The organism is Kineosporia sp. NBRC 101731 (genome assembly GCF_030269305.1).
Classification (GTDB): domain Bacteria; phylum Actinomycetota; class Actinomycetes; order Actinomycetales; family Kineosporiaceae; genus Kineosporia.
This window is the reverse complement of record NZ_BSTC01000016.1, coordinates 87,487-111,916: the sequence shown is the minus strand read 5'-3', so window position 1 is coordinate 111,916 and position 24,430 is coordinate 87,487. Positions and strand designations below refer to the sequence as shown.

Annotated in this window: 20 protein-coding genes and 2 tRNA genes; 11 read left to right on the top strand and 11 right to left on the bottom strand. The window is 68.7% G+C overall.

What is annotated here, in order from left to right:
- Positions 1-84: 84 nt before the first annotated feature.
- From QSK05_RS31165 to QSK05_RS31155, 3 genes are read right to left on the bottom strand one after another with little or no spacing between them, the layout of a single operon-like run.
- Complete coding sequence (locus QSK05_RS31165; RefSeq protein WP_285600970.1) at positions 85-507, bottom strand: PAS domain-containing protein; 423 nt, start codon at positions 505-507, stop codon at positions 85-87.
- Between the two features lies 1 nt (position 508).
- Positions 509-910: a hypothetical protein gene (locus QSK05_RS31160; RefSeq protein ID WP_285600969.1), complete on the bottom strand. Its 402-nt coding sequence runs from the start codon at positions 908-910 to the stop codon at positions 509-511.
- A 49-nt stretch (positions 911-959) separates the two neighbouring features.
- Positions 960-1,388, bottom strand: a complete 429-nt coding sequence (locus QSK05_RS31155; RefSeq protein ID WP_285600968.1) for a hypothetical protein — start codon at positions 1,386-1,388, stop codon at positions 960-962.
- A 603-nt stretch (positions 1,389-1,991) separates the two neighbouring features.
- On the opposite strand from QSK05_RS31155, the gene QSK05_RS31150 reads away from it, so the two are divergent.
- Positions 1,992-2,234, top strand: a complete 243-nt coding sequence (locus QSK05_RS31150) for a Smr/MutS family protein (RefSeq protein ID WP_285600967.1) — start codon at positions 1,992-1,994, stop codon at positions 2,232-2,234.
- Between the two features lie 79 nt (positions 2,235-2,313).
- Here QSK05_RS31150 and QSK05_RS31145 read toward each other — a convergent pair whose 3' ends face one another.
- Positions 2,314-4,266 (bottom strand): APC family permease, encoded by a 1,953-nt coding sequence (locus QSK05_RS31145; protein WP_285600966.1) that lies wholly within the window; start codon positions 4,264-4,266, stop codon positions 2,314-2,316.
- A gap of 210 nt (positions 4,267-4,476) precedes the next feature.
- Here QSK05_RS31145 and QSK05_RS31140 point away from each other — a divergent pair, with 210 nt between their 5' ends.
- Positions 4,477-4,950, top strand: a complete 474-nt coding sequence (locus QSK05_RS31140; protein ID WP_285600965.1) for a hypothetical protein — start codon at positions 4,477-4,479, stop codon at positions 4,948-4,950.
- Positions 4,951-5,110: 160 nt separating this feature from the next.
- Here QSK05_RS31140 and QSK05_RS31135 read toward each other — a convergent pair.
- Positions 5,111-5,184, bottom strand: a tRNA-Ile gene (locus QSK05_RS31135).
- Between the two features lie 362 nt (positions 5,185-5,546).
- Between QSK05_RS31135 and QSK05_RS31130 the strand changes: the two genes are divergently transcribed.
- The gene (locus tag QSK05_RS31130; protein ID WP_285600964.1) at positions 5,547-5,942 is read left to right on the top strand and encodes a hypothetical protein; all 396 of its coding nucleotides are present in this window, start codon (positions 5,547-5,549) and stop codon (positions 5,940-5,942) included.
- Positions 5,939-7,141, top strand: a complete 1,203-nt coding sequence (locus QSK05_RS31125; protein WP_285600963.1) for a glutathionylspermidine synthase family protein — start codon at positions 5,939-5,941, stop codon at positions 7,139-7,141. The genes QSK05_RS31130 and QSK05_RS31125 overlap by 4 nt, the downstream gene beginning before the upstream one ends.
- An 11-nt stretch (positions 7,142-7,152) precedes the next feature.
- On the opposite strand, the gene QSK05_RS31120 is transcribed toward QSK05_RS31125, so the two are convergent.
- Entirely contained in the window at positions 7,153-8,025 is an 873-nt protein-coding gene (locus QSK05_RS31120) for a sugar phosphate isomerase/epimerase family protein (protein WP_285600962.1), read from the bottom strand.
- Between the two features lie 263 nt (positions 8,026-8,288).
- On the opposite strand from QSK05_RS31120, the gene QSK05_RS31115 reads away from it, so the two are divergent.
- Entirely contained in the window at positions 8,289-10,931 is a 2,643-nt protein-coding gene (locus tag QSK05_RS31115) for an AMP-binding protein (RefSeq protein ID WP_285600961.1), read from the top strand.
- Here the strand turns inward: QSK05_RS31115 and QSK05_RS31110 are convergent.
- The 3 genes from QSK05_RS31110 to QSK05_RS31100 all read right to left on the bottom strand — a co-directional run bounded on the left by QSK05_RS31110 (position 10,928) and on the right by QSK05_RS31100 (position 12,998).
- Positions 10,928-11,995, bottom strand: a complete 1,068-nt coding sequence (locus QSK05_RS31110; RefSeq protein WP_285600960.1) for a hypothetical protein — start codon at positions 11,993-11,995, stop codon at positions 10,928-10,930. The genes QSK05_RS31115 and QSK05_RS31110 overlap by 4 nt on opposite strands.
- A 97-nt stretch (positions 11,996-12,092) precedes the next feature.
- Positions 12,093-12,242, bottom strand: a complete 150-nt coding sequence (locus QSK05_RS31105) for a hypothetical protein (protein ID WP_285600959.1) — start codon at positions 12,240-12,242, stop codon at positions 12,093-12,095.
- Positions 12,243-12,296: 54 nt separating this feature from the next.
- Complete coding sequence (locus QSK05_RS31100; protein WP_285600958.1) at positions 12,297-12,998, bottom strand: hypothetical protein; 702 nt, start codon at positions 12,996-12,998, stop codon at positions 12,297-12,299.
- Positions 12,999-13,243: 245 nt separating this feature from the next.
- Here QSK05_RS31100 and QSK05_RS31095 point away from each other — a divergent pair.
- Positions 13,244-13,316: transfer RNA gene (locus QSK05_RS31095), tRNA-Asn, on the top strand.
- Positions 13,317-13,427: 111 nt separating this feature from the next.
- On the opposite strand, the gene QSK05_RS31090 is transcribed toward QSK05_RS31095, so the two are convergent.
- On the bottom strand, positions 13,428-14,183 hold the full coding sequence (locus QSK05_RS31090; protein WP_285600957.1) for an isocitrate lyase/PEP mutase family protein: 756 nt from the start codon (positions 14,181-14,183) through the stop codon (positions 13,428-13,430).
- Positions 14,184-14,251: 68 nt separating this feature from the next.
- Positions 14,252-16,825: a sensor domain-containing diguanylate cyclase gene (locus QSK05_RS31085; RefSeq protein ID WP_285600956.1), complete on the bottom strand. Its 2,574-nt coding sequence runs from the start codon at positions 16,823-16,825 to the stop codon at positions 14,252-14,254.
- Between the two features lie 150 nt (positions 16,826-16,975).
- Between QSK05_RS31085 and QSK05_RS31080 the strand changes: the two genes are divergently transcribed.
- The 5 genes from QSK05_RS31080 (at position 16,976) to QSK05_RS31060 (ending at position 24,390) form a co-directional block, all read left to right on the top strand.
- Positions 16,976-18,157, top strand: coding sequence for an NAD(P)/FAD-dependent oxidoreductase (locus QSK05_RS31080; protein ID WP_285600955.1), 1,182 nt, complete (start codon positions 16,976-16,978; stop codon positions 18,155-18,157).
- A gap of 72 nt (positions 18,158-18,229) precedes the next feature.
- The gene (gene amaB, locus QSK05_RS31075) at positions 18,230-19,762 is read left to right on the top strand and encodes an L-piperidine-6-carboxylate dehydrogenase (RefSeq protein WP_285600954.1); all 1,533 of its coding nucleotides are present in this window, start codon (positions 18,230-18,232) and stop codon (positions 19,760-19,762) included.
- Positions 19,763-19,798: 36 nt separating this feature from the next.
- Entirely contained in the window at positions 19,799-21,241 is a 1,443-nt protein-coding gene (gene hglS, locus QSK05_RS31070; RefSeq protein ID WP_285600953.1) for a 2-oxoadipate dioxygenase/decarboxylase, read from the top strand.
- A gap of 78 nt (positions 21,242-21,319) precedes the next feature.
- Entirely contained in the window at positions 21,320-22,129 is an 810-nt protein-coding gene (locus QSK05_RS31065) for a hypothetical protein (RefSeq protein ID WP_285600952.1), read from the top strand.
- The gene (locus tag QSK05_RS31060; protein ID WP_285600951.1) at positions 22,126-24,390 is read left to right on the top strand and encodes a hypothetical protein; all 2,265 of its coding nucleotides are present in this window, start codon (positions 22,126-22,128) and stop codon (positions 24,388-24,390) included. The genes QSK05_RS31065 and QSK05_RS31060 overlap by 4 nt, the downstream gene beginning before the upstream one ends.
- Positions 24,391-24,430: the final 40 nt, after the last annotated feature.

Sequence of the window (24,430 nt, the reverse complement as noted above, 5' to 3'; positions counted from 1 at the left end):
ACGTGGTTCGCCGCCCCGGGGCAAACCCGGGGCAAACGGTGACGGCGCCGATGAGCCGGTACGGCCCCATCGACGCCGTGGCACCTACTTCTTGGCGATGAGCATCCAGTTGACCCCGTTGGCCCGGTGCATGTGCACCTTCACCTCGGTGGGACGCATCTTGTAGGTGAACGTGTAGTTGAAAAGGCAGTCCGCACTGCCCTGTTCAACCGCCTTGAGAAAACACCCACGGAAGACCTTGTTGTTGGTGCAGGGGGCGATATCGGTGAAGAAGTTCTTACCGATCGCGTTGGCCGGCGCGATTCCCCCCAGTTCGCTCTCGTACCGGTTGTAGACGCTGATCGCGCCCTTGTCGTCGACCCTGACCGCACCGTAGGGCAGCGTGTCGGCCTGTGAGGCGGACATCGTCGTCAGGGCGGACAGTTCGCCCGGGGAGGCGAAGGCCCCGCCCTGGGCCGCGGCCTTGGTGGCGGTGGCCCACATGGTGTCGATGAACTGATCGCTCATGTCACAGGTACCTTTCGTAGCTGTCGAGGACGGTTGTCTCATAGGCAAGACGCCGACGGGAATCGTCGACGAGGGAACGGATGGTGGCACGCAAACTGGTGACGAGATCGACGATCTCGTTCGATGCCGAAGTCCCGAGGCCCTTCTCCAGCTCTTCGCGCTCCCCGTACAGGGAGAAGAGCTGCTCCCCCAGGCTCTTGAGCATGTCCTGGCGCTGTGCCGCGTGGAACAGATCGATCACTTCGCTGGCGCTGGAGACTCCCAAAGCATGGTGGAGCTCCTGCTTCTCGTGGTAGAGAGCGGTCAGCTGCTGCACCAGGCTGTCATCGTGGTCCCTCCTGCCGCCGTACTCCGACGGTGGCATCTGGTCGGGAACCAGATCTAGCGGGCTGTTCACGGTCATACTTCTTCACCTCTCAGGGCACTCTGCCCGGCCGCACCACGGGAACGACTCAATCGACCTGCGAGACGAAGAGTTCCCGGATCCGACGCAGGTGCTCGGCATCGAGGAGCGGCTCGATCAGACTGATGAGGTAGGACGCCGCCGAGGCCTCCAGAGCCACCTCCTTGCTGCAGGAACCGGTCATCATCTCCTCGTAACAGACGCGCACCTGACGCTGGAGCCACTGCGCCTTCAGCTCCATGTAGCTCAGGGCGATCGTCCACTGGAGCTCTTCCTCCATGGGAATGTTGTCGACCTGCCCGAGCACGTCCCGGCGAAGTCCATCAGCCTTGGCGAACACCCGAGCTGCGATTTCTGGGTCGACACCGTCGAGAAGGTCGCGCTCGAGCGCGGTCCGGAACTCCTCCGCCGACAGAATCCGGCGGACCTGTGTGGAGAGCTCCTCGGTCGGTGGGACCGTCACTGGTCCAGTGGTCATGAGACTCCTCGAACGTACGGACCGGCCCCGAAGGCGTCGGTCCCTGACGACGTGGCCGGGTAGGACGACCGGCAGCAGAGTTCTCGTCCCGCCAGAGACGAAGTTGATGTTGGAAAGACGTGACGCAGACCACTCCGCATTGTCCTCAGAAACCTTCTCTGGCGAGGAATTTGCGGTCGCCCGGAAACCGGCCTCCGGCTTTGGTGGCTCAGGGCAACGGGGCGCAACAACTGCCCGGACTACCCGGCCCCGCCCGATACGTCATCAGAGCGGCCCGATCCACAGAGTATGCCAGGAGCGGCCGGCAACGGGACCGGTGTCGGGTTGCGACCGGGATGACCACGCCGTCGCCACCGGGCCCCGCCCCGCCGGAGACCGCCGTCTCGGCCCACCTGGTCCCGGGGCCTTCGTGTCACGTCAGGCTCATTCTCACACAACACCTCTCGGGTGACGGGAGCGGCTTCTCCGCCACCGATGAACCCGACCCCATGAGATACAACATTCGGAACGGCCGGCGCACGATGTGTACACCTGGTACATCCGGTACCGGATGTACGCATCGCTGGGGACCTCCCCGGCCACCTCAGACACGAAAGGCGGACCATGCTGTCGCTGGACCTGCACCCGATCTTCCGGAGCAACCGGGACATCGACACCGCGCTGCGGACGTTCATCGTCCGGGCCGCCGCCACCGGGCAGACGGCGGTGGAGATCATTCCCGGCAAGGGCAGCGGGAAGCTGCGGCAGCGGGTGATCACGTTCTTGAAGCAGCCGCAGGTGCGGAGGCTCTACTCCAGTTATGAGCTGGCTCCGGGTAACGAGGGTAAAATCATCGTGCGGTTGTGAAGCGCTGAGCAGAATCGCCGTCGGGAGCTGCGTCACGAATCAGTGTGCGAGACCGACGGTTCAGCCCATGTGCGCCGGTTCAGCCCACATGCACCCGGGGCCGCCGCGTCGCGTCAGGCTCCGCTTCACGCAACACCTCTCGGGTGACGGGAGCGACTTCTCCATCACCGACGAAGAGGAAGCGCAGCAGGTTGGTGACGGGGTTGCCCTCGGTCCAGGTGAAGTAGATGTGTGGCACCAGCCCGGTGCGATCGCGGACGGCCAGGGTGATTTCGGCAATGGTGTTGGCGATCACCGAGCTGCGGACCGTCAGGATGCGATGACCGAAGCGTTCTTCACCGATCACCCGCAGTTCGGTCTCGAAATCGGAGGCATCGGTGACCGTGACCTCGACGAAGACCAGCGGCGCCCACTTGGGCAGGTTGTTCTCGGCCCGGATCTCACGGGCCTTGTCCCGGTACTCCGTGGCGTCCCGGGCGTCCGGTTCGTTGGCGACCAGGTACAGCGTGCCGCATTTAGCGGCAGCCTCGATGTATTTGCGGGCCGCAGCGTCGAACGTGATTCCGGCGCCGCGTAACTGGAAGGCACGTCCGGCTCGGGAGAAGACCGAGACGACGATGATGGCCAGGATGAAGAGCGCGCCGATCCGCAGACCGTCCGGACGCTCGATCACGTTCGTCACCGTGGTGTAGGTGAAAATCGCTGACACCGTGGCGAAGAAGAGCATGGCCGGCCGATGACGACGACGGCGCGCGGTGAAGGTGACCGCGATGGACGCGGAGGTGATGAGCACCAGGACGCCGGTGGCATAGGCACCACCCTGGGCGTTGACGTCAGCATCGAAATACCAGGTGACGAAGAACGCGACGGCGGTGAAGACCAGGACCAACGGCCTGATCGCGCTGGCCCAGCGTGGTGCCATGCCGTAGCGGGGGAGGTAACGGGGCACCAGGTTCAGCAGCCCCGCCATCGCCGATGCTCCGGCGAACCAGAGGATCGCGATCGTGGAAAGGTCGTAGACGGTCCCGAAGATGTTGCCCAGATACTCGTGAGCCAGGAAGGCCAGAGCGCGACCGTTGGCCACTCCCCCGTCCTCGAACTCGGCCGGGGGGATGAGCAAGGTGGTGACGAAGCTGGACAACACCAGGAAGACGCTCATGACCAGCGCCGAGGTGGTCAGCAGCCGATGGGCACCGTGGATGCGCACGGCCGGGTTCTTCTCGGTGTCATCCGGCCCACCCTTGATCTGCGGCATCACCGCGACCCCGGTCTCGAAACCGGACAGGCCCAGGGCCAGCTTGGGAAACACGAGCAGGGCGACCCCGGCCACGGACAGCCAGCTCGGATGTTCCTGGTGCAGGAGCCTGGTCCAGTCGCTGATGACGTGCGGATGGGCGATGACCTCCGCGACGGAAACGGCGATCACCACGGCGTTCAGGACAAGGTAGATGCTGACCAGGACGACGGCGATACCGATCGCTTCTTTGAATCCGCGCAGGAACACCGCCCCCAGCGCACCCAGCAGAACGAGCGTGATCAGCACCAGGTGGCCATCCAGCCACTGCGGGGCGTAGGGATTCTCCACCGCGTGGGCCGAGGCGTCGGCAGCGGACAGGGTCATGGTGATCAGGAAGTCGGTGGCCGCGAATCCGAGCAGCACCAGAACGAAAAGCTTTCCGCCCCACCAGGGCAGGACCCGCTCCAGCATGGCGATCGATCCCTCGCCATGAGGGCTTTCCCGGGCGACCCAGCGATAGACGGGCAGCGCACCGAACAGGGTCAGGGCCACCAGGACGATCGTGGCGACCGGAGCGACCGCCCCCGCAGCCAGCGCCGCGATTCCGGGTTGGTAGCCCAGGGTGGAGAAGTAGTCCACCCCGGTCAGGCACATCACCTTCCACCAGGTGTGACCACGCTCCCCCGAAGCGCTGCTCCCCGTCGTTTCGCCGTGCGGGTCCTGGAGTTCGGCCGCCCGGTGCGCCTGCCCCTCCAGAAGCCAGCGCCTCAGGGCCGTGGGGCTCTGGGTGCTCATGCCCTCACCGTGTCTCTCATCTTCACAGGAGGCGCCCGACGTGTCCGGCCCGACAGCGTCGTCCAACCGTTCCTATCTGCTGCGGGGGGCTGCCATCGCTGGTCCAGTACGTAGCCCAGCCGAAGTTACCGGCGGAACACGGGACAATGCGGACTTCGCCACAGCGAGTGTGTAGAGATTTTGTCAAGATCAAAGGTGACCTGCACATCTGTGCCGTCGAACAAGTGCTCAGCCGACGTCTACCTCTGGGATCTTCCGTACGACCTGCGCAGCAACGGTCTGGCCGGCAAGTGGCAGGCCGAGGTGTGGGCCTCCTCCGCCGACGGGACCGCCCTCGTCGACAGCGGCAGCGCCGGGAGCCTGACGGTCGTCCGGGAAACCCGGATGACCGCGAAGGCCACCCCCGCAGCGGTCAAGAAGGGCAAGACGACCACGATCACCGGTTCGCTCACCCGCGCCGACTGGAGCACCTGGTCGTTCAAGCCGTACGCGTCCCGGACGCTGACGCTGCAGCAGGTCAAGGGCGGTCAGTGGACCAACGTGAAAAAGGTCAAGGCCGATGCGAAGGGCACGGTGAAGACGTCCGTCAAGGTGACGGCCGCGGCATCGTTCCGGTGGTCCTTCGCCGGTGACGCGGCATCCGACCGGGTCACCAGCCCGACTGCCCGCGTCAAGGTGAAGTAACGACCTCGGTCACCACGAGCGCCAGGTCACGGACCCCCGAGTCCGGGCCTGGTGCTTCGTCGTTCCGGGCTACGGGTCTCCGGCACCGTTCTGTGCTGAGCGATTGCAAAATCGGCTCGGTAAGGATCTTGAAACCGACGTTAATGCAGCTCAAAGCAGGTGGGCCAGGCGGGGTTCGAACCCGCGACCTACGGATTATGAGTCCGCTGCTCTAACCTATTGAGCTACTGGCCCGCCCTGCGCCACGTCACTGTGGGCAGGAAGCACCCGAGGGCGCCGGAGGCAAGATTACCGGCAGCGCGGGGGCCGACGGTCCCGGTCCCGGACATCTGGTGAACAACGGATGCCGGCAGGCACGTCTGCCCTGGTCAGGCACTTACGACGAATTCCGACATGCGGACGCCCCGGCACGGGCCAGAGTGGTTCCCGTGCACATGCCACCCTCCCGTGACGCCCACCGTGACCGGCAGCACAAGATCGTGCGGGAACTCGTGCAACAGACCCCCGCCCCCGTGTCGTCAGAAGCGCAGACACAGACACCAGCTCATGACAGACGGGAACGATCGGTACGGGTGAACCCTCGAAGGCGCAGCACCATGGTGGTAGCCAGCGGCACGGCTCTGTTCGCAGCGGCAGTGCTCTCCGGATGCGGCAGTCAGCCGCAGAAAGACCACCAGGGTGTGTGCGTGAACCAGACCACACAGACCCGGGTCGACGACGACGAGTGCGACCACAACGGCGGTAGCTCGTCGCACGGTGGCGGCGTCTACCTCTGGCGTCTCTTCCCCCGCGGCACGTCCTTCCCGGCCGTGGGCGGCAAGATGTCGAGCTACCCCGGCTCGGTGGGCTCGATCCCGAGCGGCCACGGGGCGGTCTACGGCGGTGGCGACACGGCCGGTGGCACGGTGACGAAGCAGAGCACCAAGTCGGCTCTCTCGCGCGGCGGCTTCGGCAAGACCAGCCGCGCCCACGGTGGGAGCGTGGGCGGGTGATCCGGCTTCCGCAGACGCCTCGCCCCGACGTCTACCGCATCGTCGAGGAAGAGGGCCTGGCCTACGCCCGCGAGCGCAACGACGGTGGGGACGAGCTGCCGTACTGGTTCGAGGGGGCGGCGTACCGGTTCTCCGAGATCCAGGTGGACGAGCTCGAGCGGGTCACGAACGAGCTGCACCAGATGGCCATGCACGCCACCCGGGTGATGTGTCACGACCCGGAAACGCTGAAGAAGCTCGGCATTCCGGAGTACGCCTGGCCGTACCTGCGGAAGTCGGCGGAGGAGAACTGGTCGCTCTACGGGCGTTTCGATCTGATCTGGGACGGCGTGGGGCCGGCCAAGATGCTGGAGTACAACGCCGACACCCCGGCGGCGCTGGTCGAGACCGCGGTGACGCAGTGGACCTGGCTGGAGAGCGTTCAGCCCGATCGTGATCAGTGGAACATGCTGCACGAGCGCCTGGTTCACACCTGGCAGCAGCATCTGAAGGACAACGAGTTCGTGCATCTGGTGGCGGGAGTCTCGGAGCCACTGGAAGACTGGAACACGATCGCCTACGTCGCCGACACGGTGCGGGAGGCGGGTGGCCGGGCGATCACGCTGCCGATCGATCAGCTCGGTCTGAGACCTGGTTCGACGACCTTCATGGGTCTTGAGAACGACGAGGTGAAGACCTGTTTCGCCATGTATCCCTGGGAGTGGATGCTGGCGGAGGATTTCGGGCAGCGGGCTCTCGAGAGCAGCACCACCTGGCTGGAGCCCGTGCACAAGGTGCTCACCGGGTCCAAGGCCGTGCTGGCGACGATGTGGGAGCTGTACGAGGGGCACCCGAACCTGCTGCCGGCCTACTGGTCGCCGGAGAAGCTGGGGCGCGACTACGTGGTGAAGCCCGTGCACGGCTGGGAGGGCGCGGGCGTCAAGGTGATCAGGAACGGACGGGTCGCGGCCGGGGTCGAGGAGCGGCACACGCAGGGTCAGACCGCGATCTACCAGAAGTACCAGGAGGTTCCACGGATCGGGGATTGCCTTCCGGTCCTGGGGACGTGGGTGATCGGCGACAGGGCGGCCGGGCTGGGGATCCGGGAGACGGACGCGGGGCGCCTGATCACGGACACCCAGGCGCGCTTCGTCCCCCATTTCATCGACGCGCCCCGGTCCAGCCCGGAGCAGGTGCAGGCCTGGGTGGGCGAGCAGTAGCCGACCACCTCCTAAGCCACCGCGGCGCGCTCCGACAACAGCGGCGCCACCGACTGCGCCGCCAGCCGGGCCACCTCCACCGGGTGCCGGGCGTCGAGCTGGTCGGACAGCACCTCGACGGCCAGGGGCAGGTCGACGCCGATCTCGGTCAGCGCGCCGAGGAAGCCGGTCAGGTCCACCACGCCCTCGCCGGGCAGGAGCCGCTCGTGGCGGCCCTCGTGACGCAGGTCGGGGTTCGGGACGGCGGACGCGTCACACAGCTGCACGGCGAACACCTCAGAGGCGCTCAGGGTCCGCAGTTCGTCGGGGGTACCCCCGGAGCGGTGCCAGTGCCACGCGTCGAGCATCAGCCCCGCGTTGTCGGTGTCGGCGCAGGAGACGAGCTCGCGGGCCGCGTCGAGGGTGCGCAGGCTGCTGTAGGGCATGAACTCCAGGGCGATGCGGACGCCGTGGTCGGCGGCCCGGGTGCACAGGCGGCGGAACTGCATTTTCTGGACGTCGAAGGGCACCTCGGCGAAGAGGCCGACATTGATCTGGGGAACCTCGAGCAGGTCGGCCAGATAGAAAAGAAGATCTTCTTCGAGTCGAACGCCGCGCACGTCGGCCTCACGCCACCAGTCGGCCAGGAATTCCAGCTCGACCACCCGCAGACCGTGCCGGGACACATAATCGGCGAGCTGTTCCTCGGAGAACTCCGAGCGCCGGGCGTCCAGGTAGTCGACCGCGCCCAGACCGATCCCGCTGAACCCCGCGGCCGCTGCGGCAAGAACCCGGTCCGAGAAAGAGCAGTAACGCAGAGTCATCGCCGAGAGATGGAGGTCCTGGGGGGTGGAGCGCACCGGAGCACGACGGCGGGTAGCCCAGGGGCTGGGGGTCTCGGTCATGCGCTCACCCTACGAAACTGGCATCGGGGAGTGTGGCGCTTCTCCGATTTCTCTCAGGCATCACCCATTATGGTGCCCGGCCAATTACTACCCTAGTGACACCAATCGGTGCATTACAACCCTGTGTCTACCTACGGGTTTCACTTGCTCTCGCGACCGATTCCCGGTCTCCTTGGCATATTGGTCGGCGTTGGTCGTGAAGTCTCTCGCAACGTCAGGATGGGCAAATATGACGTTACGTCAGACCTAGGGAGGGGCAAGGAATGAGCGCGCAAACCGTTCAGACGGAGCGCCATGTCGATCCGCTGGCGTATGCGGACGTCGAGACGGGCAGCGTCGCTCGGCTACACCACGTAGTTACTTCTCAGCCCGGTGCACTCGCCGTGCACGACGACGAGCTGCGCCTGACCTATGGCGAGTTCGCCCTGCGCGTCGCCGCGGTGAGGCGTCAGGTGCGGGCCGCGGCGGCCGGTTCGCCGGCGCAGCGACCGGTCGCCCTGCTGTACTCGCACGGCGCCGCCGCTGTCGCCGCGCTGTGGGGCATCGTCACCTCCGGTCACCCCATCCTGGTGCTCGACCCCCGCACTCCCCCGGCCCGGCTACAGGCCTTCGTCGAGCGGGTGGACGTGCAGCTGTGCCTGACCGATCAGGCCAACGCGGAGGCCGCGGCGCAGCTCGTGGGCCAGGTAGTGGTCGACGGTTCCGCCGAGAACTGCGGTACTGAGTCCGATCTCGAAGATCTCTGGGCCACCGGCCCGCAACCCACCGACGCGGCCGCCTACGCCTTCACCTCCGGTTCCACCGGGCGTCCCAAGGTCGTCGTCAACGACCACCGCATGCTGGTGCGCGACGCCTGGGCCAATGCCAGTGCCTCCCACTGCTACGGCGCCGACGACGTGGTGGCCCACACCCTGCCGATGGCCTTCCACGCCGGGCTGATGGCCACCTGCGCCGGCATCCTGGTCGGCACCACGATGGCCATGTACGACATCCGCAGTCGCGGCATCGGCTCCCTGCCGGCCTGGATCGAGCAGAACAACGTCACGATCGTGCAGGCCAGCCCGGCCATTCTGCGCAATTTCGTGGGTATTTCGCCGAACCCGCAGCTCCTGCGGCGTCTCACCAGCGTCACGATCGCCGGTGAGGCCGCGTACGGGCCCGACATCGAGGCCGCCCGCGCGCTGCTGCCGCCCGGCTGCCTGATCCGCAACCGGTACGGCTCGTCCGAGACCGGTCTGCTCACCGAGTACCGGGTGGACAGCACCCATCCGGCAATCGAGGGTCTGCTGCCGGTCGGGCAGCCCATGCCCGACATCGACCTGACGCTGGTCGACGAGAACGGAACCCCGGTGCCCGTAACGGGCTCCGGCACCGTGACACTGACCGGGCGGAACTTTGCCGTGGGCTACCTGGGCGACCAGGCCGCCACCGACGCGGCCTTCACCCCCACCCCCCTCAGCACCGACGGCTCCCGCACCTATCGCAGCAGCGATGTCGGCACGGTCGACCAGAACGGTGCGCTGCGCCTGCTGGGCCGCCGCGACCACAGTGTGAAGATCCGCGGCTACCTGGTGGAACCGGGCGAGATCGACGCGGCGCTCTCGGCGCTGGACGACATCACCGAATCCCTGACTGTCGGCGCCGGGAAGGGCGACGAGAACGGGGGCAAGCGCCTGGTCTCGTACATCGTGTCGACGGCCGAGCGGCCGAGCGCGGCCTCGGTGCGGCAGCGGCTGACCGAGGTGCTGCCCTCGTACATGGTTCCCGAGAGCATCGTGTTCATCGAGGCCCTGCCCCGTACCGACCGCGGCAAGCTCGACCGGGCCGGGCTGCCCGAAGCTCCGCAGGTGCGGGCCGGTGCCACCAAGGAGCACCTGTCCGAGTGGCAGGAAGTGGTTCGCGCGCTCTGGTGCAGTGTGCTCGCCCTACCCGAGATCAGCCTGAACGACGACTTCTTCGAGCTCGGGGGCGACTCACTGGCCGCCGAGAGCCTGATGAGCCGGATGCACTCCGAGCTCGGGGTCTCGACCAGCGAGGCGCAGACCACCGTGCTGGTGCAGGCACCTACCCTGGGCGAGTTCGCCGAGCGGGTCACACGTAAGGTCGATGCCGCCAACCAGACCCTGATTCCGTTGCGGGCCAGGGGTTCCCGTCCTCCGCTGTTTCTGCTGACCGGGGGCGGCGGGCTCGGCGTGACGCTGGTGCCGCTGGTGCGTCACCTGCCCGACGACCAGCCGGTCTACGCGCTGCAGGCCTACGGGCTGGAGGCGCGCGGCATCCCGGACTGGACGGTCGAGGCCTCGGCCCGCCGCCACATCAAGATGCTGCGCCAGATTCAGCCCAACGGGCCCTATTTCATCGGTGGGCACTCGTTCGGCGGGGTGGTCGCGACCGAGGTCGCGCACCAGCTGCGCGACGCCGGCGAGGAGATCGGCCTGCTGATCGTGCTGGACTCGTTCCCGCCGGACCGGAAATCACACGCCAATTCCGAGGGTTCGACGGTACAGCGGCTGAAGACGGCCCTCGGCGTGGCCACCACGGGCCTGCGCGGCACCCCCGGCGACGACCAGTACTGGCGGTTCTGGCGGCAGAGCAACTACCTGCACCGCATGTACAAGGGCAAGCCGTTCGACGGCGAGACGCTCGTGATCGTGGCCGCCGACAGTGAGGAGAAGGAGGACCGCCGCGCCTGGGCGCCCTACCTGACCGGCACCTGGCGGCTCACCCACGTGCCCGGCGACCACATGTCGATCCTGCGGGACCCGTTCGCCCTCAAGACGTCCGAGGTGATCTGGGAAGCGCTGGAACCGGCCCAGAAGCGCACCCCGGCGGGCACCCGCCGCCGTCGGGAACAGGCGCGTCCCCGGTTGTTCCGCCGCAGCAAGTCCTGGCCGAATCAGTACTAGGTACTAGGGCGTGTTGTGACGCGGGGGGCGAGCCCGTCGAGCAGGTCGTCGTAGGAGTCGCTCAGGGAGGCGGGCATCCGCCAGCCCCATACGCCGTAGGGCCTCCAGATCGCCTCGACCAGCACGGTTCGTCCCCCGATCGGGATGAAGGTGGCACGCACGCGAGCTCCGTCGGTGATCTTCGTGCACTCCTGGCTCGAGGGGCCCCGGCCCGCCCGGTAGATGCTCGTGTCGTCCAGGCTGCTACCGCCCCGCCAGCCGCAGAACAGCGGCAGGCGGGCGTAGCGGCTCTGGGGTTCGGCCATCGCCGAGCGCCGGTAGTCGAGCTGCGTGGCCTTGCGCCCGTCCACCTGCACCTGGCGGATGCCGCTGACGTACACGTCCGGATGAGCCTGCAACCAGGCTGCCGGATCGGCCGGCATCGCGGCCCGGGAGCCGTCGGGCTGCACCACCTGCTCGGGCACGGTGACCAGGACCCAGCCACCACCGGCGAACTGCACCCCCACGTAGCTGTCGTCGGCCGTGGCGGTGGCGCCCTCGGGCAGGTGCAACGCCACGGGAGCCGTCAGATGCCGTCCCAGCACCACGGTCTCCCCGGTCGGCAGCGGGGGTTCGTCGTCCCCGAACAGCGCCGACCCGGTCAGACCGGCCAGCACCAGCGCGAACACGGCCGCCGCGGTGAGGAAGAGCCTTCGGCGACCGGACGACGCCGGGGCCGCCCGGCCTCCCTCGTCAACCCACCCGTCGGGCCCGTCGAGATCGGTCGTCCAGTCCGGCGCGTCCTCCATCTGCTTGCTCTCGGCCACCACCACCGACCGGTCGCCGAGATCGAACTCGGCCACCTGCCCCTGCCCGTCGAGGCTCTCGAGCACGGGTGCGGGCCGGTCGGCGGTGCGGTTCGGCACGATGGTGGACGTCGTGGCCGGCGCATCCGGCGACCGCCGGGTCGGCGGGGTGGCCGGGTTGATATCGACCGGGTCCTGCCCCGGCGGCCCCCACAACGCCGCCGAGTCCGCTTCAGATCCTGCTTCGGACCCCGTTGCCCGCGCCTGTGAATCCGCCATTGCCGACTCCTCGTCCAACCCGCATCCGCGCAGCCATTGTCACATCCCGATAACGATTAAGCTCGTCGGGTGTAAGAGGAGACGGGTGGGGAAGGGTTCAGGCGTCTTCGGAGCGGGTGTGCCGGGCCAGGTTGCTCACGTCCTCGTCGCCGAAGCCCGCGGCGACCAGCTCCTCCTGGATGCCCGCGATCATCGGCGCCCCCATCGTCCCGAGCCCGACGACCCCGACCTTCAGCACAGCGCGCACCGTCAATCCCGAGCCAGTCACGACGGCGGGATCACCGAGGGGCCGCGGGTATCGCTACAGGAACGAGGTGTCGCTGTTCTGGGGCCGGGCCGGAGCACTGGGAGCCGGGGCGCTGGGAGCCGGAGTGCCCTCGTCCCTCTGCTCATCGTCCCCTGACCGGCTCTGCCCACCCCGGACGTGCCCGCGCGGACCGCCCTTCTCGATCAGGGCGGTGATGCGTTCCTTCAGCTTCGGCTTCAGCTCGTCGGCGCGGTCCTGCGACAGCTTCCCGTCAGTGACGGCCTGGTCGATCTTCGCGGTCGCCGCCGTGACCAGGGCATCGATCACGTCATCCAGGTCCTTCCCCTGCTTCTGGGCCAGCTCCTTGACCGACGTGCCGTCGGCCAGAGCGCTACGCAGGTCGTCCGTGGACAACCCCAGCGCCTTGGCCAGCTCGTCCTGGGCCACACCGAAGCCACCGCCGAAGCCACCGCCGGGCCCACCCCCGAAGCCACGCCCGGCCTGACCCCTGCGAGGCCCCTGGGAGTCGGCGAGTTTCTCCGCCACCTTGTCGGCCTGGTCCTGGGTGATGGTGCCGTCGTCGACCAGGCCCTTGAGTGCGTCCTTGATCCGGTCCGGTCCCGGAACCGGCGCCGCGCCGACGCTGGAACCCGGGCCGGGCGTGTCATCGGCGAAGGCCGGATACGCGGCGAAGCCCGCGGCCCCCAGCGCGACGACCCCCGCGGCCACCGCGACGGTCAGACGTAGTGCGCGCATGATGCGATCCCCTCGATCCGGGCCGCTCCCGGCATGGGCGGCGCCATCATCCCGAAGCTCGACCCGCCACCTGTGCCCCACCTTGGCCCCTCCTGGCAGTTCCCTGTGAAGCTGTGAACCGCCTGTGCCGGTCTTGTGAGCGAGGTCCCAGTCCTCGGTCCGCCACGCCCACCGGGGATTGGTCAGCAGCACCCTCTGGGGTTTGGTAGAGTTTTCATCGCCGGAGGGAACACCGGCAAGAACGATCCCCCCTAGCTCAATTGGCAGAGCATGCGACTGTTAATCGCAGGGTTACTGGTTCAAGTCCAGTGGGGGGAGCTTCACTGACAAGAGGGACCCATCCAGGGTCCCTTTCGTCGTTTGGGGCCCCAAAACCCGGACCGGGGAAGATCCGTGCGCTCTACCCGCACGGATCTTCCCCAGTGACCGTCAGCCTCGCCAGGGGCCGATCATGGCCGTCATCGAGTCGGTCAGGGCCGACTGCAGCAGCGGGCCGTAGGTGATGCGCCCGACGCCCAGGCGGGCGAAGCGGGCCAGGTCATGCTTGACCGGGTGGGCCGTGGAGTTGACCGGCACCGAAATGGCCTGCACGACAGCGGTGAGCAGCTCGTCGTTGTCCTGGATCTTCACCGGGTAGACGCTGTCGGCACCGGCCTCGACGAGCGCCTTCATGCGCACGATCGCCTCGTCGGCCACCGCGGCGTGGTCGGTGGCGTGGGCGAACAGGTCGGTGCGGCCGTTGATCCACACGCTGACGCCGGCCTTGTCGGCGGCCGCGCGCAGGCCGGCGATGTAGTCGGCGTGCTCCTGGGTGGTGCGCACGCGCCCACCCTCGGAATGCACGGTGTCCTCGACGTTCAGGCCCACTCCCCCGGCGTCGAGCAGGCCCTCGATGAGAGCTTCGGGGCTCTGGCCGTAGCCGGACTCCAGGTCGACCGAGACCGGTACCTCGACGGCGGCGATGATCGGGCGGACCGCGTCGATGACCTCGGCGAAGGTCTGCCCCTCCTGGTCGGCCGCGCCGCGGGAGTCGGCCAGGGGATGGCTGCCGATGGTGAGCGCCTCGAAGCCGGCGGCCACCGCGGTGCGGGCCGACCAGACGTCCCACACGGTGGGCAGTACCAGGGGGCGACGGGCGTGCAGGGTGCCCAGCGTCTCGGCGCGGGCGGCAAGTGAGTCCTTCATGCGCACACCGTGCCCCCTCCACCCCGGCATCGCGCGCCGAACACGCCGAACCGGCCGGTCAACAGCGATCACCGGGCCCGCTCGTTGAACAGCACCGTTCCCTTACCGGCCCGCTTGGCCTCGTACATCGCCTGGTCGGCGGCATGCAGCAGTTCGGGGCCGGTGTCCCCGTCGACGGCGACGGCCACCCCGATACTCGCGCCGACGCGGGCCCGGGTCTCGCTGAGGTCGAACTCGCGGGAGATGGCGGCGAGCACGCTGCGGCCGATGCGCATGGCGGTCTCGATGTCGGGCACGCCCGCGCAGAGCACGGCGAACTCGTCACCACCCAGCCGCGCCACCACGTCGCTCGAACGCACCGAGGCCGCGATCCGATCGGCCACCTGCATCAGCAGTTCGTCACCGGCCCCGTGGCCCTGGGAATCGTTCACCGCCTTGAACCCGTCCAGGTCCAGGTAGAGCATCGCCACGTAGCCCGTGCGCCGCTCGCGCAGTTCCCGGTCCAGCTGACGATGCAGGTGCAGGCGGTTCGGCAGGCCGGTCAGGGAGTCGTGGGCGGCCTCGTGCTGGAGCTGCTCGGTGAGTTCCATCCGGGCGGTGATGTCTTCGACCAGCACGATCAGGTACGCGTCGCGGTCACCGTCGGGGCGCACGGCCGACACCGAGAGCCGGCCCCAGTGATGGCCACCGGCCGGGCGGCGCAGGCGGCGCTCGACGACCAGGGTGTCGCGACGACCGGTCATCATGTCGGTCAGGTTCGCCATCGACTCCTCCCAGTGCTCGTCGTCCCGCAGGAAGTCGCCAATGCCGGACGCGAGCAGGTACTCCGCGCTCACCCCGGCGAATTCGCACAGGGCCTCGTTGACCCGCAGGAAGCGACCGGGATCGGCGGCCGACAGCGAGACGATCGCCATGCCCATCGGGGAGGTGTCGAAGGCCAGCCGGAACCGGTTCTCGCTCTCGGCCAGGTTCTCCCGGGCGTTCAGCACCGAGGTCAGGTCGGTGATCGCACCGATGAAACCCCTGGGCGTGCCGTCGGACAGACGCTGGACGGTGATGGTGAGATGACCGGGGAAAGTGGATCCGTCCTGGCGCAGGAAGGTGTGCTGCCCGCTGTAGGTACCGTCCCGCGCGAGCGCCTCCATGATCAGCTCCCGCTGATCGGCACCGGTTCCGTCCCGGCGATCCAGGTCTCCCGGGGCGTGCACTCCCCAGGCGTCCATCGTCCCGATCACCTCGTCCGCGCGGTAGCCGAACAGGTTCTCCGCACCGACGTTGAAGAACGAGATGATGCCGTGCGGGCCACTCGTCCCCATGATCGCCGTGCCGGTGACCGCGTTCAGCACCGCGGTCAGTTCGTCGTGCACCCGTTTCAGCGCGGCGTCGGCCGCCCGGGCCTGGGTGACGTCCTGGACGATGGTGAACACGTCACTCACGTTGCCGCCGGGCCGGCGTTCGGCCAGCGAGCGCAGCACCACGTCGCGCACCTCGCGGTCGGTCCGCACGATCCGGTACTCCAGCGTCGTGGCCTCGCCCCGTTGCGCCAGTTCCCCGACGTCGACGGTGACCCGCTCGAGGTCGTCGGGATGAATGTGGGTCAGGTACTCCTCGGGGCTCGGCCGCACCTGTTGCGGATCGGTGCCGAGCAGCAGGTGCAGTCCCTCGCTCCAGGTGGTGCGGCCGGTGATGGGGTTCCAGCGGGCCGAGCCGATCCCCGCGATCTGCTCGGCCTTGTTCAGGTCGCCCGTGCGCTCGTGCACCAGCTGCATGGTCCGTTCCCGCAGACGCGCGGCCATGGAGGTCACCATCGCGGTCAGGCACAGCACCCCCAGCGACAGCTGAAGGGCCATGAACCCCTCCGTCCCCGATTCCCGCGCCGCGATCTGCGCCGGTCCGTGACCCGTACCGATCCCGGCCGTCGTGACGACCAGCACCAGAGCTGCCATCGTCCGCAAGGGCCCGAGGCGCAGCGAGCACCAGAGCAGCGGGAGCACCAGGATCGTCGCGCCGACCAGGTGCTGATGGGTGAGGAAGACCAGAGCCGCGGCGGCCGCCGTCACCGCGATCTGGGCCAGCCATTCCAGATTCGCCCGCCGGTTGCGCAGCAGCACGAGCAGTTCCTCGCGGCTGACGCTCACCGCCAGACAGGGTGAGACGACCATCAGGCCGAGCAGGTGATTGCGGGCGAACTCGGACCACAGGCTCATGATCGTGCGGTCGCCGCTCGACCCGATCACGGCGAACACCACCGAGGCGACGGCACTTCCGGCGAGCACGCAGGCGAGCACGCGCACCGTGTCCATCAGCGACTCGTCCTGGGCGCTGCGGGGACGGGCACGGCGCAGCAGCAGGGCGATCATCAGGGTCTCGCACAGACCCGCGACCAGCCCGGCGACATTGACCGTGTTCAGCTCGTAGAGCAGCACGACCGGCGTCGCACCGGCCGCGAGACCTCCCACCATCCAGGGCCACAGCGAGCGGGAGCCGAAGACCAGCAGCACCGCGCCGAAGCCGGACAGGGGCCACCAGACCGGTTCGCCCGCCTCCGGGTCGTACAGCGGGTCGAGCCCGGCCCAGCCCAGCACCGCGGCCACCAGGGCGGTCGCGATCAGCGTCAGGGAACGAACGGCCAGCGTCGGCACCACGTCCCCCTGGAGTCCTGTCGTTGTCGTTCCCTGGGGAATCGGGGTGCAGCAGGCCGGTCCTGAGCGCCGGCGGGCAGCTCACCCGGTCGGATCAGGCCCGGGCCACGCAGCGTGAAGTACCCATTGACGCCTTTCGTACCATGACGCATGGCCACCACGTCGTCACGCGCGCCGCGTCCCGTTCCCCCCGCCCAGGCCGACGTGGTCGTGATCGGGGGTGGGGTGATGGGGCTGAGCACGGCCTACCATCTCGCGGCCGCCGGGGTGGAGAACGTGGTTCTGCTCGAGAGCGGTCAGCTGGGCAGCGGCTCCACCGGGAAGGCGGCCGGCGGGGTGCGGGCCCTGTTCTCGGACGAGGTGAACATCCGGCTCGGGTTGCGGGGACTGGAGACCCTCCGGCGGTTCGGGCAGGACTTCGGCCAGGACATCGACCTCGACATCAGTGGCTACCTGTTCCTTCTCGACAACGACGCCGACCTGGCCGCGTTCGAGGCCGGGGTGGAACTGCAGAACGCGCTCGGCGTGCCCAGCCGGATGATCGATGTCGAGGAGGCCCGGCGCCTGTCTCCACCGATCAGCCCGGAGGGTCTGCGGGGTGCGCTCTTCTCCCCCGATGCCGGGCACTGCACGCCGGAGTCGGTCGTGGCCGGATACACCGGCGCAGCCAGGAAACTCGGTGTCACGATCCTCACCGGCACCCCGGCCACGGGGGTCTTCACCGAGGGCGGCGAGATCCAGGCCGTACTCAGCCCGGCCGGGCGCATCCGCACGAACACCGTGATCTGCGCCGCCGGGGCCTGGTCGGGCCGCATCGCCGACTGGGCGGGTGTGGACCTTCCGGTGCGTCCGCTGCGCCGCCAGATCGCCGTCACCACACCGGTTGCGGACCTTCCGCCCGACCTTCCCTTCACCATCGACTTCGGCACGTCGTTCTACTTCCACCGGGAAGGGCCGGGGCTGCTGCTCGGTGGTACGGAGAAGGAGGACACCTGGGGCTTCGACCAGAGCCCGACGCAGGACTGGCTGGACGACCTGGCCTCGGCGATGGCCGTGCGGGTGCCCAGCCTGGGATCGGTGGGCATCCGGCGGGGCTGGGCCGGGCTCTACGAGATGACGCCCGACCACAACGCCCTGATCGGTGAGGCCCCGGGCCTGTCCCGCTTCCTCTACTGCACCGGTTTCTCCGGGCACGGCTTCCTGATGGGCCCGGCGGCGGGTGAGGTGATGCGCGACCTCTACCTCGGCGTGACTCCGTCCATCGATGTAAGCGGACTGTCGGCAGAGCGTTTCACCCATGAGCAACTACGCCCCGAGCACAACGTGATCTGAGGAGTTCTAGAACTCCGGGGAGATTTTGCATGATCACGAACGAAGTAGGTACGTCGACGACGAAGGGGCGACATGACGACCAGCAACCGCATTCCCGGGGCCGAGACCCTGACCCTGCGGGCCCGCACCGCCGCCGAGCGCTGCGGGGTGGAGCCTGGCGCGCTGAGTGGGTCGCGGCCGGTGTTCTCCCCGGTCAACGGGCTGCCGATGGGCGGGGTGGAGTGGAGCCCCAAAATTGAGGACGCCGTTGCCCGTTCGCGGGCGGCTTTCCTTCGGTGGCGGCGGGTTCCGGCGCCGGCGCGGGGTGCCGTGGTCAAGCGGTTCGGCGAGTTGCTGACCGCGGCCAAGAGCGATCTGGCCACGCTGGTGAGTCTGGAGGCGGGCAAGATCACCTCGGAGGCGCTCGGCGAGGTGCAGGAGATGATCGATGTCTGCGACTTCGCGGTGGGCCTGTCACGGCAGCTGTACGGCCGCACCATGACCTCGGAGCGGCCCGGGCACCGGCTGAGCGAGACCTGGCACCCCCTGGGCGTGGTCGGGGTGATCAGCGCGTTCAACTTCCCGGTGGCGGTCTGGTCGTGGAACACCGCGCTGGCTCTGGTCTGCGGCGACACGGTGATCTGGAAACCCTCCGAGAAAACGCCGTTCACCGCGCTGGCCGCGCAGGCGCTGCTGCGCACGGCGCTCGAGGAGCAGGGCTACCCGCACGACATTGCCCAGCTGGTGCTCGGCGACGGTGAGCTCGGCGAACAGCTGGCCGGGCATCCCGACATCGCCCTGGTCAGCGCCACCGGCTCGACCAGGATGGGTCGCGACGTGGGGCCGCGGGTGGCCCAGCGGTTCGGGCGCAGCCTGCTGGAGCTCGGCGGGAACAACGCCGCGGTGATCACCCCCTCGGCCGATCTCGACCTGGCCGTGCGCGGAATCGTCTTCTCCGCCGCCGGTACCGCCGGGCAGCGCTGCACCACGATGCGCCGGGTGATCGCCCACCACAGCATCATCGATGAGCTCGCGGACCGGCTGACGGCGGTCTACGAACGGCTTCCCGTCGGCGACCCGACGACCGACGGGATCCTGGTCGGGCCCTTGATCGACGCGTCCTCCAGCTCTGCCATGTCGAATGCCCTGCAGACCGCGCGGGACCAGGGCGGAACGGTGATCGCCGGCGGCACCCGGGAACTTCAGAACCAGGCCCCGGAGGCCCATTACCGGCGCCCGGCGCTGGTGCGCCTGCCGGAGCAGACCCCGATCGTGTACACCGAGACCTTCGCGCCCATCCTCTACCTGCTGCCCTACGACGACTTCGCCGACGCGATCGCCATGAACAACGCCGTGCCGCAGGGGCTCTCGTCGTCGGTGTTCACCCGCGACCAGGCCGAGGCCGAGCTGTTCACCTCGGCCGAGGGCTCGGACTGCGGCATCGTCAACGTGAACATCGGCACGTCGGGCGCGGAGATCGGTGGGGCCTTCGGTGGCGAGAAGGAGACCGGTGGCGGGCGGGAGTCGGGGTCGGACGCCTGGCGGGCCTACATGCGCCGGGCCACGAACACCGTCAACTACTCGGGCGAACTGCCGCTGGCGCAGGGGGTGGACTTCAGCGTCTAATAGCCTTTGTTGAAGGTTGAACTATGGAGGACCGGCATGCGCACGATGACCTCGGCCCAGGTACGAGCCGCCTTCGCTATCCGGCTGGCCCGGATCTACGGCGAGGAGGTGCCGCTCTACACCACGCTGGTCGAGGTGTCGCAGCAGGTCAACCGCGATGTGATTGCCGCAAGGGGATCGAGCGCGCTGCAGCTGGGCGGTGTGGAACGGGTCACGGCCGAACGGCACGGGGCGATCCGGGTCGGTACGCCGGACGAGCTGCACCAGGTGGGGCGCATCTTCGCGGCGATGGGCATGCATCCCGTCGGCTTCTACGACCTGCGCGAGGCCGCGCCCGACCCGGTGCCGGTGGTCTCCACGGCCTTCCGCCCGATCGATCCGGACGAGCTGGAGTTCAACCCGTTCCGGGTGTTCACGTCAGTGCTGGTGCCCGACGACCCGCGATTCTTCGGATCCGGCCTGCAGGAGGAGCTGACCGCGTTCCTGGCCCGGCGGCAGCTGTTCCCGCCGGAGCTGATGCCACTCGCCGACACCCTGGCCGCCGAGGGCGAGCTGCCCACCGAGCAGGCCGAGCAGTTCCTGAAACTGGCCGCCTCCGCCTTCGAGCTCTCCCCCGAGCCGGTCGATCACGCCTGGTACCGCCGCCTGGAGCGGGTCTCGAGCGTGGCCGCCGACATCGGCGGTGTCACCACCACCCATGTCAATCACCTCACACCGCGGGTGCTCGACATCGATGAGCTCTACCGCCGGATGACCGCCCTGGGCGTCACCATGATCCCGTCGATCCAGGGTCCGCCGCGCTGGGGAGGCCCGGACGTACTGTTGCGCCAGACCTCGTTCCGGGCACTCGACGAGGCCCGGCCGATGCGCTTCGAGGACGGTTCGGTACGAGCCGGCACCCTACGGGTGCGTTTCGGAGAGGTGGAGCAGCGGGCGATCGCCCTGACCCCCGCCGGGCGGGATCTGATCGAGAGTTTCGACACGCAGATCCACCAGAAAATGAGGGACGAACATCACGGCGAACGCGCTCAGGTCACCGAGAGCGTCTGGCGGGCAGGGATGCCCGCGAGCGAGGAGGGCCTGCTCGCCCAGGATCTGGGGTACTTCCGCTTCGCTCCCGGTCACCCCGTGGACGCAAGCGTTCACGGGTCGCCCCTTTCGGCCCTTGAACTGGTGCGATCGGGGGCACTGATCGCGACGCCGATCGTCTACGAGGACTTCCTGCCCCGCTCTGCCGCAGGCATCTTCAGCTCGAATCTGACGGGCGCGGGTGCGATGGACGCAGAACAGGCCGGTACCGTACGCGACGCCGCCTGGATCTCGCAGGCCTTGGGGAAGCCTGTGCATTCGGGGGAGGCGCTCTACGAGCGACAGTCCCGTGAGAGTCTGGTGAAAGCCGTCAAGACACTGGGGCTGAACCCTTCGAGCATCCGCGAGCTGGCGCTGCCGCCACTCCCGGCACACCTGGCCTTACCGTAAGTAACCAGGCTACTCCGGGCGGTCATAAGCAGAAGAAACACCCACCACACCGGGGGTATATCCCTAGAATCCGTCCCGATGTCACTACCATCCGTTCCCCCCGAGGAACCGTCGGCCGCACGCAGCGGGGTCGCCGAGCGCCTGCTCGAGCAGCCCCTGCGAAACTTCGGCGTCGGTGTCACCGTCCTGATCCTCGGCGTGACCGCGGCGTTCGGCGGACTGGAAGAGGCGGACGGCAGTGACGAAGCGACCGCGATCAAGGTCGGCACCACGATGACGGCGGCCCCCTTCGACATCACGATCAAGCGTCTGGTGTGGGCGGACGAACTTCCCGGGGTCTCGACCATGGAGAATGGGAGTCGCTGGCTGGCGATCGTCGCGGACATCGAGAACACCAGCGACAAGAGCCTGGCTCCCTTCTACGCGCAGGAGGCTGTCACCGTGAACGGCGTTGACGGTCTGGTCAGCGAACCGGAGTTCGACCTGACCACGGCGGACGACGACGACCGCACCGATCGGCACGGCGCCGACCAGCTGCTTCACTACGCCGACAGCGGCACCCTGAACCCGCTGCAGCCGGGTCTGACCTACGAGGCGGCGTTCCTGTACGAGCAGCGCGGCTCGGCCCCGGCCACCGATGTGGTGACGGTGCAGATCGTCGGGCACACTCTGCGCGCGAACTCCCTAGACCAGACCGAGATGTGGCTCGACCCGGCGGTGATCGCCGAGTCGGCACTCGCGGTGCAGCCCGCGAAAGTCGCGGGCAACGATTCGGCGGGCACGACCGACCCACCGACTGATACGGAAACAGAAACCTTGACTGACGCGGGGACTGACACCACGAACGCCGGAAGCTTCACGGTGACCGATACGAGGGCCGCCGGATGAGCACCCAGAACAACTGGTCCAGGCAAGGCCTGACCAGCAGGACCGGACCGCAGTCATCCGCGGAGCCGGAAGAATCGCGCGCGCCCGCCCCGGATCAGTCCTCGGCGGTGTACCGCGATGTCACCGGCCGGCCGATCCCGCTCGCGGACGGGTGGGAGCCCCCGGAGGGCGAGCGTCCGAAGGACAACGCCCACCAGCGGTGGGCCGGTGCCGCGGCCTCGTTCGGCGAGGACTCCTCGAGTCTCTTCGCCGCCGACACCCGGCAGACCGCCACGGAGTACCAGCCGCCGGTCTCGTACCCGGCGACCGCCGGTGGCAGCGCGTTCTTCAGCGGTGCCCGGCAGGCCGCCAGCGAGCAGCAGGCCGCACGGTGGGACACGTCCCGGACCGAGGCCCCGGCGCAGCCCGCTGCGGTGCAGCCTCCCGCTCCGGTGCAGCAGGCCCCGGTTCAGCAAGCACCGGTTCAGCAGCCTCCGGTTCCGCCAGCTCCGCCGGCTCCGCAGTTCGAGCCGACGGTGCGTGCCCCCGAGCGCCCCCGTCAGTTCGAGCAGCTCCAGCCGGTCGAACCGCGCAGGCCGGTCGAACCGCCCCGCGAGTTCGATCAGCTGGCGGTCCGACAGTCCGAGCCCCAGCAGCCCGCTGCCTGGCAGTCGGGCCAGCCGGGCCAGTTCGGCCAGTCGGGCCAGTCGGGCCAGTCCGGCCAGTCGGGGCCCCAGCCCGAGTTCCAGCAGCCCGCCCCCTGGCAGTCCGGGCCGTCCGGGCCGTCGGGGTCACAGCCTGAGGTCCAACAGCCTGCTGCCTGGCAGTCCGGCCAGTCGGGATCGCAGGCCGAGGTTCAGCAGCCCGCCGCCTGGCAATCCGGCCAGTCGGGCCAGTCGGGGCCCCAGCCCGAGTTCCAGCAGCCCGAGGCCTGGCGGTCCGAGTCCCAGCCGACTCAGCAGCCCTCGTCGTACCCGGAGCAGCAGTACCCGGGTCAGTACGCCCAGAACCAGTCCGCCCAGAACCAGTACCCGCAGGCCCATTACCAGCGTCCCGCGACGGACGGGATGGGCCGGATCGAGTACGCGACGCCGTACCAGGACCCGGAGTACCCGCAGACGGCGCCGGCCGGGTTCCAGCAGCCCGAGTGGGCCTCCTTCGAGGACTACCAGACCGGCTCGCAGCCCCCCGTCACCGACGACGATGCCCCGGGCTGGCAGCAGGTGCAGCCGTCGCCGCCTCTCAACGGGTACGCGACCCCCGGGGTGGACGAGTACCAGCCGCCCTCGGGCGAGATCCGTCAAGGCCCGCCCGTCTCCGGTGAGATGGGCTGGGGCGCACCGGTTCAGCGGGCCCGTCCGGAAGAGCCCGACGAGTCGCGGGGCCGGGGGTCCTTCGAGACGCAGAACAAGGCCGTGCGGCCCTGGGACGACCCGGGGACGGGCGGCCAGAACGGTCAGAACGGTCAGAACGGTCAGAGCAGGGCCCCGAAGAGCCGCGACCAGAAGGAGTGGGACGAGCGGTTCTGGGACGAGGGCGGCCCCCGGCTGCTCGGTGGTCCCGACCCGGCCTACCCCGGCAACCGCGACAAGGCCTGGCAGCCCGGCGGCCCCCAGCACCCGCGCGGTGGTTCGGGTTCCCGCACCCCGATGCGGCGGGTCGTGCTGCTCGTGGTGCTGATCATCGCGGCGCTCGCGGTGGGACGTTTCGTCATGGAGGCCGGCAAGGACAACCCCGACTACGTGCCGCTGTTCCAGCGCGGAGGTTCGGTGGGCAAGCCCGTCGAGCTGCGGTACGCCGAGGTCACAGCCACGTCGGTGAGCGGTTCCTCCTGCCTCACCGCCGGTTACGACCAGGCCAACTACCGTTCCCCCGGCGTCTTCGTCACCGTGCCGGTGAAGATCGTGGCCCGGGGCGAGACGGCGTCGCTGCAGTACGCGGCGATCGAGGACAGCCAGGGCCGGGTCTACCGGCCGGCCACCAACGGCCGCGGCATCTGGGAGCCCGGCACGGCCCAGGTCGGCCTGGCCCGGTACGCCACCGTGGCGATCGAGATGCCGGAGGACGCCGTGCCCGGGGCCCGCCTGCAGATCGCGCTCAACAGCACGTATCTCGACCAGGACGACATGACCGACATCGATCTGGGAGTGACCCGGGCCCAGGTCGAGGCCTGGACGAAGAACACCCGGTCGATCGTCGTGACCGACAGCGCCGAGGTCGCGCCCGGCTCCGAACCGGCAACGACCACCGCCCCCTGCGACGGACCGGTCAGCTCGTCGTGACCTCATGATCCGGGGGGTCCCAGGGATGCGGGGGATGCGG

Excerpts from the sequence above, each read along its gene's own strand:
- QSK05_RS31165 (WP_285600970.1), bottom strand. The coding sequence starts at position 507 with ATGAGCGATCAGTTCATCGACACCATGTGGGCCACCGCCACCAAGGCC.
- QSK05_RS31160 (WP_285600969.1), bottom strand. The coding sequence starts at position 910 with ATGACCGTGAACAGCCCGCTAGATCTGGTTCCCGACCAGATGCCACCG.
- QSK05_RS31155 (WP_285600968.1), bottom strand. The coding sequence starts at position 1,388 with ATGACCACTGGACCAGTGACGGTCCCACCGACCGAGGAGCTCTCCACA.
- QSK05_RS31150 (WP_285600967.1), top strand. The coding sequence starts at position 1,992 with ATGCTGTCGCTGGACCTGCACCCGATCTTCCGGAGCAACCGGGACATC.
- QSK05_RS31145 (WP_285600966.1), bottom strand. The coding sequence starts at position 4,266 with ATGAGCACCCAGAGCCCCACGGCCCTGAGGCGCTGGCTTCTGGAGGGG.
- QSK05_RS31130 (WP_285600964.1), top strand. The coding sequence starts at position 5,547 with ATGGTGGTAGCCAGCGGCACGGCTCTGTTCGCAGCGGCAGTGCTCTCC.
- QSK05_RS31120 (WP_285600962.1), bottom strand. The coding sequence starts at position 8,025 with ATGACCGAGACCCCCAGCCCCTGGGCTACCCGCCGTCGTGCTCCGGTG.
- QSK05_RS31115 (WP_285600961.1), top strand. The coding sequence starts at position 8,289 with ATGAGCGCGCAAACCGTTCAGACGGAGCGCCATGTCGATCCGCTGGCG.
- QSK05_RS31110 (WP_285600960.1), bottom strand. The coding sequence starts at position 11,995 with ATGGCGGATTCACAGGCGCGGGCAACGGGGTCCGAAGCAGGATCTGAA.
- QSK05_RS31100 (WP_285600958.1), bottom strand. The coding sequence starts at position 12,998 with ATGCGCGCACTACGTCTGACCGTCGCGGTGGCCGCGGGGGTCGTCGCG.
- QSK05_RS31090 (WP_285600957.1), bottom strand. The coding sequence starts at position 14,183 with ATGAAGGACTCACTTGCCGCCCGCGCCGAGACGCTGGGCACCCTGCAC.
- QSK05_RS31080 (WP_285600955.1), top strand. The coding sequence starts at position 16,976 with ATGGCCACCACGTCGTCACGCGCGCCGCGTCCCGTTCCCCCCGCCCAG.
- amaB (WP_285600954.1), top strand. The coding sequence starts at position 18,230 with ATGACGACCAGCAACCGCATTCCCGGGGCCGAGACCCTGACCCTGCGG.
- hglS (WP_285600953.1), top strand. The coding sequence starts at position 19,799 with ATGCGCACGATGACCTCGGCCCAGGTACGAGCCGCCTTCGCTATCCGG.
- QSK05_RS31065 (WP_285600952.1), top strand. The coding sequence starts at position 21,320 with ATGTCACTACCATCCGTTCCCCCCGAGGAACCGTCGGCCGCACGCAGC.
- QSK05_RS31060 (WP_285600951.1), top strand. The coding sequence starts at position 22,126 with ATGAGCACCCAGAACAACTGGTCCAGGCAAGGCCTGACCAGCAGGACC.